The following is a 10,574-nucleotide window of genomic DNA, read 5'->3' as shown; positions in this document are numbered from 1 at the left end:
ACTAGCTTCTCACTACCATGGCCGATCCTGCGGCAGCGGCTTTGGCGAGGCACTCCAGGCAGATGGTTGGCGCCTCCTGTGCAACCAGATGACTGGACATGTCGGTCTTTGCGCTGGCAACAGAAGCTGCGCCGTCGGGGCCGGAATGGTTGTCCCACCAGGCCGACGACTGGCCGGCGATCAGCGTCGCACCGCAGGCAGTCTTGTCGCCATGTCGCGCAACGGCTTGGCCGAACCCGGTCAGGTCGTCGGCGCCAGTGGTGATCGCAAATACACCTTTGCATTTCGGGCAGACCGTCAGGTCGCCAACGCGCGCCACGGCTTTGCCATAGACCTCCCACGTCATGTCGCCGCTGATGACGGTACCGCCGTGACTGGTGCGGTCGCCCATGCGAATCAAGGGTTTGCTCATCGATTTCCGTCCGGCTCAAATGTGAAATAGTCTAGCGGCAGAGTAACAAAAAGCCAGCCAGTTTTGTTGTCTGGCAATCACTCCCGCCTGAACCCGGACTTCACCCGCACGAGCACATCCGCGAACCGCTGCTCGACCGGCTGGCCGGGCCGCCGGAGCCAAGAATCGATCGCGGGCTGGCGATAAAAATTCGGGGCCGTCGCTTCGTAGCGGAGGAAGCGGGCGATGGCCTCGAGGTCCGTGAACCCCAGCACCACGGCGTGCGCATACGCGCGCTCGAGGCGGTCCGGCAGGCTGGCGTCGTGGGCCAGTTCCGGGTGGATGTCGATGATGGTTTGGCGGACTTCTGAGAGCAGGTTATCGGACATGGCGTCTCCTCGGTCGACTCGCCATTGTTCCTGCCGCGCTCACGGTATCCGTTGCGTCAACTCAGCTAGTTATCGAATACACTATTCCCGCGACACATTCCCAACCTGAAAGGAGACGGTATGACCATCAAATCGCTCATCGCGCTCGCATGCGCGCTGACCGCAGCCTCCGGCGCCCACGCCGCCGCTCAACTGCAAGCCTCGATGACGCTCGTGGGCCCCGACGGCACCGGCAAACCGATCGGCGCCGTGACGATCGCCGAATCGAAGAGCGGTCTCGTGTTCACGCCGAATCTGACGAACCTGCCGCCCGGGGCGCACGGGTTCCACGTGCATGAGATGGCCAGCTGCGGCACGAACGAGAAGGATGGCAAGAAGGTGCCGGCCGGCGCCGCCGGCGGTCACTTCGATCCGACCGGCGCCAAGCACCATGCCGGCCCGTCCGGCGACGGCCACCTGGGCGACCTGCCGCCGCTCGTCGTCGGGGACAATGGCGGGGCCAGCACGGCCGTGACGGCGCCGCGCCTGACCAAGCTGTCCGAAGTGAAGGGCAAGGCGCTGATGATCCACGCCGGCGGCGACAATTTCTCGGACCAGCCGAAACCGCTGGGCGGCGGGGGCGGCCGCATCGCCTGCGGCGTCATCCAGTAAGGGATTACAACCCCAGCGCCGACAAGCCGGGGTGATCGTCCGGCCGCCGACCCAGCGGCCAGTGAAACTTGCGCTCGGATGCCTGGATCGGCATGTCGTTCAGGCACGCATAGCGCCGCTGCATGAGGCCCATCTCGTCGAATTCCCAGTTCTCGTTGCCGAACGTGCGGAACCAGTTGCCGGAATCGTCGTGCCATTCGTAGGCATAGCGCACGGCGATGCGGTTCCCTTCGAAGGCCCACAACTCCTTGATCAGGCGGTAGTCGAGTTCCTTTTTCCATTTGCGGTCCAGGAAGGGGACGATCTGCTCGCGGCCGGTGACGAATTCCGCGCGGTTGCGCCAATAGCTGTCCGGCGTGTAGGCCAGTGCGACTTTTTCCGGGTTGCGGCTGTTCCAACCGTCTTCCGCCAGGCGGACTTTCTGGATGGCCGTTTCGCGCGTGAACGGGGGGAGTGGGGGACGGGGTTCGATCGTGGACATGAAGGCTCCTTGTGTAAATGAGGTAGACAGGTCTGTATCGTAAGCGAAACCAGCCTGATGCGGCCCATCCATCCAGCTAGTTGATGTAGACAGGTCTGTATCATATACTGGAGTCCCGCACTCCGCCCCCGACCTGACGACCATGGCCCAGTCTTCCGCCCGCGACCGCATCCTCGATACGGCAAAACGCCTGTTCTACCGCGACGGATTCCGCGCCACCGGCATCGACCGGATCGTCGCGGAATCCGGCGTGGCGAAGATGTCTTTGTACCGCCATTTTCCGTCGAAAGACGATTTGATCGCCGCGTTCCTCGACTGGCGCCACGACCACTGGACGTCGTGGTTCACGGCCGCCGTCGACGCCCGGCTCGCGCGCGGGGAAGGGCTGACTGCCGTGGCCGACGCGCTGGACGAGTGGTTCGCGCAAGGCGACTTCCGCGGCTGCGCCTTCATCAATGCCGTCGCCGAGACGGGCGCGGCGGACGATCCCCGCCACCGCGAGCAGGCCGTGCGCCATAAGCGCGAACTGGAGCGCTATCTCGGCGGCGTGGCTGCACGGCTGGGACTGGCGGCGCCGCACCAGGTGGCGGAAGAGGCGCTGCTGTGCGTGGAAGGCATGATCGTGAGGGCGCAGATGGATCCGGGCCCCGGGATCGTCGCCGCGGGCCGGCGCCTGCTCGCGCGGATCGAACGGGGTGCGTAACATTTTCCCATCTCTTTGTTACAATATTTCAATATATGCACACGTTGGGCTCGCGCCGCCTGCTATGATGGGTAGCTGAGCCGCTCCGGCTTGCCTCCGACTATCCACGATATGCCCTGGCCGTTCGATCCTGCATCCCTGGATGACACATCCGCCCGAAAGCCGGGCGACATGGAATTGCAGATGCGGCGCCACCCGTGGGAGACGACGCCCGTCGGTCCCGTCGCGCACTGGCCCTTCAGCCTGAAATTCGCCGTCCGCACGCTGCTCGATTGCCAGCTGCCGATGTACCTCGCCTGGGGCGACGCGTACACGCAATTCTTCAACGATGCCTATGTGCCGATCCTCGGCGCCAAGAAGGACGGGGCGCTGGGCGGCGATGTCCGTGAGACGTGGCCCGAGATCTGGCCGGTGATCGGCCCGATGTGGGCGGGCGTGCTGCAGGGCGAGCCGGTCGGTTCGAGCGACCTCGCCCTGACCATCAACCGCTACGGCTATTTCGAGACCTGCCACTTCGCCTATTCGTACAGCCCCGTCTGTGGCGACGACGGGAACCCCAAGGGCGTGCTGGTGACCTTCGTCGAGACGACGGAGACGGTGCTGGCCGAACGCCGCCGCGCCTTCCAGCTCGAACTGGCGGACATCCTGCGCCGCGAGACGGCGTCCGGTCCGCTGCTGCGGGCGGCGCTGCGCCAGGTCGGTGCGTACGTCGACGATGCCATCGTGACGTATGCGGAGACCAGGCCGGGCATGGATGCGGCCGTGATCCTGGAACAGTGGGACGGCGGCGCGCGCGCGCCGCAGTCCGGCCGCACCGTGCCGCTGGCGGCGCTGGCGCTCGGCGTGCCGGAACGCCTGTGCAAGGGCGAGACCGTGTGGTCGACGGATGGCGCGGTCGGAGACAAGGCGGGCATCGCGGTGCCGCTGATGGACGGCGACCGCCTGGCGGCCGTGCTGGCGCTGCGTGCGCCGCTCGACGCGGGCCGCATCGGGGACGAGGTCCGCCTGCTGGAAGACGCCGCGCGCCGTATGTGGGAAGCGCTGCGCCGCATCCGCGCCGAGGAGGCGTTGCGCGAAGAGACGCGCGTGCTGGAACTGATGAAGAGCGCGACCGAGACGCTGGCGTCGACCATCGCCCTCGAGCCGCTGATGCAGGCCATCACGGATGCCGCCACGCAGCTCGTCGGCGCGGAATTCGGCGCGTTCTTCTACAACGCGAGGGACGACAAGGGCGACGTGTATTCGCTGTACGCGCTGTCCGGCGCGCCGCGCGTCGCGTTCGAACGCCTGGGCATGCCGCGCGCCACCGCCGTGTTCGGGCCGACGTTCCACGGCAGCGCGCCGATCCGCAGCGACGACATTCGCCAGGACCCGCGCTATGGCCTGTCGGCGCCGCACCACGGCATGCCGCCGGGGCACCTGCCCGTCGTGAGCTATCTCGCCGCGTCCGTCGTGTCGCGCTCGGGCGAGGTGATCGGCGGCCTGTTCTTCGGCCATCCGCGGCCCGCGATGTTCAGCGAACGCAGCGAAGAATTGATCGGCGCCTTCGCCGTGCAGGCGGCGATCGCGATCGACAACGCGCGCCTGTACGACATGGCCCAGCGCGCGGCCGAGGAGCGCGAGCAGCTGCTGTCCAGCGAACGCGCGGCGCGCGCGGAGGCCGAGCGCCACAACAAGATGAAGGACGAGTTCCTCGCGATGCTGGCGCATGAACTGCGCAATCCGCTGGCGCCGATCACGAGCGCGGCCCAGCTCCTGCGCCTGCCCGAAGTGAACGAAGGGCTGCGCCTGAAAGCCAGCAACATCATCTCGCGCCAGGTGCGCCACATGACGGAGCTCGTCGACGACCTGCTGGACGTCTCGCGCGTCACCCGCGGTCTCGTGAAACTGGAGAACGAGATCCTCGACCTGAACAAGGTCGCGATGGCGGCCGTGGAGCAGGCGCGCCCGCACATCGAGGAGCGCCAGCATCGCCTCACGGTGGAGTTGCCGGATGCGCCGGTGCCGGTCGAAGGCGACCGCACGCGCCTGATCCAGGTGCTCGTCAACCTGCTCAACAACTCGGCCAAGTACACGCCGCCGGGCGGCCGCATCGCCCTCGTCGTCACCATCGAGGACGGCGCGGCGCGGGCCGCGGTGCGCGACAACGGCACCGGCATCGACGCGCAGCTGCTGCCGCACGTGTTCGACCTGTTCACGCAGGCCGACCGCGCGCCGGACCGCTCGCAGGGCGGCCTCGGGATCGGCCTCGCGCTCGTGAAGAGCATCGTCCGCATGCACAACGGCCAGGTGGCCGCGCACAGCGCCGGGCTGCAGCAGGGCACGACCATGACCGTCACCCTGCCGCTCGCGCAGGCCGAGGTGGGGCAGGTGATGCGGTCGGGCGAGGGCAGCGGGGCGGCGCGGCCGCTCACGGTGACCATCGTCGACGACAACGGCGATGCCGGCCAGTCGCTCGCGGTGCTGCTGCGCGCGCACGGCCACACGGTGCACGTGCACGAGGACGCGGCCGGCACGCTGGCGCATGCCGATCTCGCCACCGAAGTGTTCATCCTCGACATCGGCCTGCCCGACATGACGGGCTACGAACTGGCGCGCCGCCTGCGCCGCGACGCGCGCCACGCGCAGGCCGTCTTCGTCGCGCTGACGGGCTACGGCCAGCAGCGCGACCGCGAGCTGTCGCGCCAGGCGGGCTTCGATCACCACCTCGTCAAGCCGGTCGAAATCGGCAAGCTGGCGCAGATCCTGGCAGCAAAGGCTTCGAACCAGCCGGCCATGGAAGGTTGACATCCGTTGTCATAACGATCAGTATTACCGCGCCTGACTTATCCCAATTTCATCCAGCCGACCGTGTCCCGCAAAAAGAACAGCCGTCAATGGGCCCGCCTGCGCATCCTGTGCTACGCGGGACTGGACCTGATGACGATCGTCCAGGATGCCTTCACCCTGGTACGCGAACTCGTGCCGAATTCCTGCGCCGAGCTGGCGCTGCGCGTCGATCCGGCCGAGGCGTCGCCGCTGGCCGGGAACGACCCCGCGTACGTGTCGGTGCTGCCGCCGCCGAGCGGCTATGCGTACCGCGACCACGCCGGCTTCACGGCGAACGGCACGCCCGCATTGCACACGCTGCAGGTGCCGCTGTCGCATGCCGGCCGCCGGCTGGGCGAGATCACGCTGTGGCGCCACGACGGCCCCGCGTTCGACCGCCACGACGAGGAAGACCTGCAGCGCGTGGCGACGTATTTCGAGCACGTGCTGCGCAACGCGCCCGAACTGGCGGCCGGCAGCGCCGGCGTCGTCGAGGACGAGGCCATGCTGCTGGCCACCGTCGACGGCCAGATCCTGTACCTGAGCGATTCGGCCGGCGCGCTGCTCGACCAGCTGGCGGCGCAGGAACGCCAGGCCTTCAACCGCCGCACGTTGCCCCCGTTCTGCCTGCGCCTCGTGGAATCCGTCGCGCACGGCGACCGCTATCCGTGGCTGCTGCCGCTCGGGACCCTCGCCATGGCCGGCGGCGTGCTGGAGGCGCGCGCGCAGTGGATGAGCGCCGGCGGCGCGGCCGCGCTGCATGCCGAAGACCCGGCGTACATCCGCACGGTCGGCATCTTCATGAAATTCGTCGTGCCGCTGCCGCTGCGCATCTGGCGCGCCATCGGCTCCGTGGAGCTGTCGCCGCAACAGGCCGAGGTGGCGTTCTGGATGGGCGTCGGCGGCGGCCGCGAATCGGCGCGCGCCAACATGGAAGTCAGCGACGCCGTGCTGCGCGATTGCGTGAAGGCCGTCTACGAAAAATTCGGCTGCTCGTCCGAGGCCGGCCTGCTGGAACAGCTGCGTCCCACCGTCTCGCGGATGTGACCCCACCGGTGGGGCTGGGACGGCGCGGTCCCCGAGTCCGACAAGAACAGCGATACGCATGCCTCAAGGCGTGCGAGGGGAACCCTTCGCTAGCGGCTCGCCGTCACCCTGGTCTTCCCGAACTGGTCGCCCTTCTTCCACGCGGGCGTGGCCGGCGCATCGGCCACCCTGCGGCCCGGAGTCGTTGTCGGGACCCGCATTGTAGAGCAGGCGCCGCTCAGGGGAACCGCAGCACGTCGGCCGCCACCGTGGTCCCCGACAGCGGCAGCAGCGGCGGCAGGCCGGCGGGACGGGGCGGCAGGTCGCGGGCGGGCAGGCCGGGGATGCGTTCCTGGACGTACACGAGGAACGGCGGATCGCCCTGGAAGTCGAACGCGAAGCGCAGCGTCTCGTCGCCCATGCCGTGCAAGGCGAGACGCCAGCTGAAGCACGATTTCTCCGTCAGCACGCGGCCGTTGACGCTCGTGCGCCACGGGCACGCACCCTGCACGCGCACGACGATGTCGGGCGCGCGGTTCTTCGAGCGCAGCGTGAATTCCACGTGGCGCCGCCGGGGGCTGCGTTCGTCCTTGTCGATGACGAGGCCGGGCCACGCGATGCTGTCGTCCTTCTGCGCCGCCGCGTACCACACGGGATCCGCGTCGGGCCCGAACAGGTAGGGTAGCGGATACGGATGCATGGTGTTGGGGAAGACCTGCCGCGTCCACGCATCGAGCGGCCCGGCCGGATGCAGCCAGAACGCCTGCCAGCTCGGGGTGTCCTTGTAGTACACGAGCCGGTTCGGCGCCGGCAGATCGGGCACCTGCGGCACGGCCGCATACGCCATGCCGAACGAGACGCCGGCGCCGGCCAGCAGCGGCCGTACGAGCCAGCGCCGCGCGAGCGCATCGAGGGCCATGCCGCACAGCCCCGCCAGCAGGCACACGAGGCTCGAGGGCAGCACGAGCCAGGCCGGCGTGAAGAACGCGAAGCTCGCGCACACCGCCGGCAGCAGCAGGAGGAGGGCCGGCAGCGCGCCGGCGACCGCGATGGCCGCGCGCCGGGCCGGCGCCCACGTGCGTGCGCCCATGAGTACGAGCCATGCGACCTGCCCGGCCAGCAGCGGCCACGCCAGCACGTAGCTGGCGCCGGGTGCGCGTACGCAGGTCGCGACGAGTGCGACGTCGGCGGCGAGCAGCACGCCCAGCGCCGTCGCCGCGACGCCGAGCCGCCGCTGCAGGCGCCGCTGCAGCGCGATGAAGACGGCGGCCGGCACCAGCATGAAGGCCGCCAGCTGCCAGCGCACGCCGCCGTCGTCGGCGAGGACGGCGGCCGGATAGCGGGCCTGCAGCACCGGCAGCGCCTCGCGGCACAGGTACGCGGCGAAGGTGGCGCAGATCGTGATGAACAGGACGCTGAACATGGCGTCGACGATGTCGGTGGCGGAGATGCGGTTGCGCAGGGCCGCGCGGCAGGCCCAGGCGCCCAGCGCGCAGCAGAGCAGCGCCAGTGGCCAGGTCAGCCGGGCATCGTAGTGGACCATGCCGGCGAGCGGCAGCGCGAAATACACCTGGCCGTGCGGGGGAGAAACCAGCGCCAGGTTGGCGTTGCCGAGGCGGCGCAGCAGCGCGAGCATCGTCTCGCCCTCGTGCTGCAGGCTCGCGCTGGACAGGCGCTGCGGCACGTCGTGCATGCCTTCCCGGCCCAGCGGTCCCTGCGTCGTCGCGAAGTGCAGCACGGGAAAGGCGTCCGTCGCCAGCGGTGCGGCGCCCCCGCTTTGCGGCAGGCGGTCGTACAGCTCGGCCATGAAGGACGAGCCTTGCGGTTGCGGCGCCGCGCGCGCCCACGCGTCCAGCGCAAAACCGTCCGCGTGCGCCGCGTCGATCAATTCTAGCGGGCCGCGGTTGCCGGCATTGTCGAAGCGCAGGGCGACGCGCACCTGCTTCGCCCACGGGTGCGATTGCATGAAGGCGCGCGCGCCCATCGCCTGCACCGTGTCGGCGTCCGTGAAGACGAACAGCAGGTCGTTGTCGAGCGGCGGCCCGGCCTGGAGGACGCGCATGGTTTCCAGCAGCGCGGCGGCGGACGCGCCGCCGTCGGCCGCGCCGGGCGTCGGCGCGGCGGAATCGTAATGGACCATGGCCAGCACGGCGCCATGGCGCGCGCCGCCCCGCTTGCGCACGACGATGTTGCGCGCGGTCGCCATCGTGCTCTGCCCATGCGACATCCAGTCCCACGACGTCGCGGACACGGTGTCGACCTGGACCTCGGGTTCGAGGCCGAGCGCGCGGATGCGCGCCAGCAGGTACTCGCGGGCGCGGGCGTTCGTGACGCTGCCGGCCGGACGCGGCGCCCGCGCGAGCACCTGCACGTGCGCCTGCGCGCGCGCCGCGTTGAACCCGGGGACGAACGGGCCGGTCGGCACCGGCGCCGCGCGCGGCTGCAGCATGAGCCAGGCGAGGAGGAAGGCCAGGCCGCAGGCCGCCCATACGGCCGGTCGAGGTACGTGACGCATCGTGCGTCTCCCTTTGTTCGCCACCAACTAGTCGAGCTTCCAGACGAAGGCCAGCTTCGCCCAGCCGGCTTCCGCGACGCCGTTGTTCGTGGCGGGCTTGAATTTGCACAGCGTCAGGGCATTGATGGCGGCGCGATCGAGGTCGCGCGACCCGCTCGATTGTTCGATGCGCGAGGAACTCACGCGGCCGTCGGCGCCCACGAGCAGCGCCAGGGTCGTGGTCCCGGTGTCGCCCCGGCGCGCGGCCGCGGCCGGATAGTCGGGCAGGGCGCAGCCATTGGCGTCCGCGAGCACCGCCGTGCGCATCTGGCCCGGGTTGGCGCTGGGCGTGGCCGGCGTGTCCGGCACGGGGTCGGACGGCATGGCCGGGAACGGCGACGGGTCGGACGCCGTGGTCGCCTGGATGGGACTCGGCACCGGCGGCGGGGCCACATCCACCTCGACCTTCGGCACCACGACGTCCGGCGGCGCCAGTTGCTGCGTGGGCTTCGGCGGCTCGGGCGGCGGTGGCGGCGCCGGGCGCTCCGGCTCGATCATGACGAGCACCTGTTCCGGCAGGCTGGACAGGGAAATCTTCTTCGTGTTGATGCTGTGGATGAACACGGCGCCGAGTGCCACGTGCAGGGCGGCGACGAGGACGAATTTCGCGGCTTTCGCATCGGGGCGGTTGCCGCCCGGGAGACTCGTGAATTGCATGGCCATCCTCCTTGTTGTTGTACCGGCATTGCCGGAGGTAAAACGGAGTGAAGCGGAAAATCCATCGAACGGAATGAATATATGCTATTTGCTAGCAATCGGCAAAGCGATTTCATGGCAATGTATCATTCCACTTTATTGCCGTGGCCGTCTTGACAATTTGGAAAATGAATGCTTGCCGCCTCGCGCCCGGTGCTGTTGTGTGGAATAATCGTCTCTGTGCTTTCGCCTGAAAGCAGAAGTAGCCTGGAGAATCGAACGTGCAGAAAGAGCAAAAGCCGATCCGCGTGATGCTGGCGGACGACCACCCGATCGTGATGACCGGGTTCGCGATGTCGTTGTCGGCGCAGGGAATGGAAGTGGTGGGCCAGGCCAAGAGCCCGAGCGAGGCGGCCGCGATGTATGCGGAATTCAAGCCGGACGTGGCGGTGCTCGACATCCGTTTCGGTACCGAGCTGACGGGGATGGACGCGGCGCAGAACATCCTCCGGACCGACCCGAAGGCCAAGATCGTGTTCCTCAGCCAGTTCGACCAGGACAGCCTGATCAAGGAAACCTACCGCCTGGGCGCGCACGCGTTCGTGACGAAGGATTGCGACCCGGCCGACCTGGCCGATGCCGTGCGCCACGCGCACGCGGGCAAGCTGTATTTCCTGCCGCAGATCGCGGAGCGCCTGGCCAGCCTGGCCGTGCGCGGCGACGTCTCGCCGCAGTCGCAGCTGGACGAGCGCAGCCTGGAGATCTTCAAGCTGATGGCCGAGGGCCTGACCAATATGGAGATCGCCGAGCGCCTCAACCTGTCGACCAAGACCATCAGCAACATCAGCCAGTCCGTGAAGGAGAAGCTCGGCGTGCACCGGCAGGCGTACATCACCAAGCTCGCCGTCAAGCATGGCTTGATCGAGCCCTGACCC

At 68.6% G+C, this 10,574-nt stretch carries 10 protein-coding genes; 5 read left to right on the top strand and 5 right to left on the bottom strand.

What is annotated here, in order from left to right:
- Window position 1: 1 nt before the first annotated feature.
- Both ACEN9G_RS11045 and ACEN9G_RS11040 read right to left on the bottom strand, forming a co-directional pair.
- Complete coding sequence (locus ACEN9G_RS11045; protein WP_413340457.1) at window positions 2–412, bottom strand: PAAR domain-containing protein; 411 nt, start codon at window positions 410–412, stop codon at window positions 2–4.
- Window positions 413–489: 77 nt separating this feature from the next.
- Window positions 490–780, bottom strand: a complete 291-nt coding sequence (locus tag ACEN9G_RS11040; protein WP_413340459.1) for a hypothetical protein — start codon at window positions 778–780, stop codon at window positions 490–492.
- 120 nt (window positions 781–900) lie between these two features.
- Between ACEN9G_RS11040 and sodC the strand changes: the two genes are divergently transcribed.
- Window positions 901–1,431: a superoxide dismutase [Cu-Zn] SodC gene (gene sodC, locus ACEN9G_RS11035; protein ID WP_413340461.1), complete on the top strand. Its 531-nt coding sequence runs from the start codon at window positions 901–903 to the stop codon at window positions 1,429–1,431.
- Between the two features lie 4 nt (window positions 1,432–1,435).
- Here the strand turns inward: sodC and ACEN9G_RS11030 are convergent, their stop codons facing one another.
- The gene (locus tag ACEN9G_RS11030; RefSeq protein WP_413340463.1) at window positions 1,436–1,912 is read right to left on the bottom strand and encodes a nuclear transport factor 2 family protein; all 477 of its coding nucleotides are present in this window, start codon (window positions 1,910–1,912) and stop codon (window positions 1,436–1,438) included.
- Window positions 1,913–2,054: 142 nt separating this feature from the next.
- Here ACEN9G_RS11030 and ACEN9G_RS11025 point away from each other — a divergent pair, with 142 nt between their 5' ends.
- From ACEN9G_RS11025 to ACEN9G_RS11015, 3 genes are all read left to right on the top strand, one after another.
- Window positions 2,055–2,615 carry a TetR/AcrR family transcriptional regulator gene (locus ACEN9G_RS11025; protein WP_413340465.1) on the top strand — a complete coding sequence of 187 codons (561 nt, stop codon included), beginning with the start codon at window positions 2,055–2,057 and terminating at the stop codon, window positions 2,613–2,615.
- A gap of 171 nt (window positions 2,616–2,786) precedes the next feature.
- Entirely contained in the window at window positions 2,787–5,402 is a 2,616-nt protein-coding gene (locus tag ACEN9G_RS11020) for a hybrid sensor histidine kinase/response regulator (RefSeq protein WP_483126650.1), read from the top strand.
- Window positions 5,403–5,465: 63 nt separating this feature from the next.
- Entirely contained in the window at window positions 5,466–6,470 is a 1,005-nt protein-coding gene (locus ACEN9G_RS11015; RefSeq protein ID WP_413344812.1) for a hypothetical protein, read from the top strand.
- A 217-nt stretch (window positions 6,471–6,687) separates the two neighbouring features.
- Here the strand turns inward: ACEN9G_RS11015 and ACEN9G_RS11010 are convergent, their stop codons facing one another.
- Both ACEN9G_RS11010 and ACEN9G_RS11005 read right to left on the bottom strand, forming a co-directional pair.
- The gene (locus tag ACEN9G_RS11010) at window positions 6,688–8,964 is read right to left on the bottom strand and encodes a M28 family peptidase (RefSeq protein ID WP_483126649.1); all 2,277 of its coding nucleotides are present in this window, start codon (window positions 8,962–8,964) and stop codon (window positions 6,688–6,690) included.
- A 27-nt stretch (window positions 8,965–8,991) separates the two neighbouring features.
- On the bottom strand, window positions 8,992–9,660 hold the full coding sequence (locus ACEN9G_RS11005; protein WP_413342174.1) for an energy transducer TonB: 669 nt from the start codon (window positions 9,658–9,660) through the stop codon (window positions 8,992–8,994).
- Between the two features lie 260 nt (window positions 9,661–9,920).
- Here ACEN9G_RS11005 and ACEN9G_RS11000 point away from each other — a divergent pair, with 260 nt between their 5' ends.
- Window positions 9,921–10,571: a response regulator gene (locus ACEN9G_RS11000; RefSeq protein ID WP_229412145.1), complete on the top strand. Its 651-nt coding sequence runs from the start codon at window positions 9,921–9,923 to the stop codon at window positions 10,569–10,571.
- Window positions 10,572–10,574 lie beyond the last annotated feature (3 nt).

Source organism: Massilia sp. Masssp94, assembly GCF_059491305.1.
The sequence above is the reverse complement of the archived record's forward strand: the minus strand, read 5'-3'. Positions and strand labels throughout refer to the sequence as shown.

Bases quoted from the DNA above. Each gene is read 5' to 3' on its own strand.
- sodC (WP_413340461.1), top strand. From the start codon at position 901: ATGACCATCAAATCGCTCATCGCGCTCGCATGCGCGCTGACCGCAGCC.
- ACEN9G_RS11030 (WP_413340463.1), bottom strand. From the start codon at position 1,912: ATGTCCACGATCGAACCCCGTCCCCCACTCCCCCCGTTCACGCGCGAA.
- ACEN9G_RS11025 (WP_413340465.1), top strand. From the start codon at position 2,055: ATGGCCCAGTCTTCCGCCCGCGACCGCATCCTCGATACGGCAAAACGC.
- ACEN9G_RS11045 (WP_413340457.1), bottom strand. From the start codon at position 412: ATGAGCAAACCCTTGATTCGCATGGGCGACCGCACCAGTCACGGCGGT.
- ACEN9G_RS11005 (WP_413342174.1), bottom strand. From the start codon at position 9,660: ATGCAATTCACGAGTCTCCCGGGCGGCAACCGCCCCGATGCGAAAGCC.
- ACEN9G_RS11010 (WP_483126649.1), bottom strand. From the start codon at position 8,964: ATGCGTCACGTACCTCGACCGGCCGTATGGGCGGCCTGCGGCCTGGCC.
- ACEN9G_RS11040 (WP_413340459.1), bottom strand. From the start codon at position 780: ATGTCCGATAACCTGCTCTCAGAAGTCCGCCAAACCATCATCGACATC.
- ACEN9G_RS11020 (WP_483126650.1), top strand. From the start codon at position 2,787: ATGGAATTGCAGATGCGGCGCCACCCGTGGGAGACGACGCCCGTCGGT.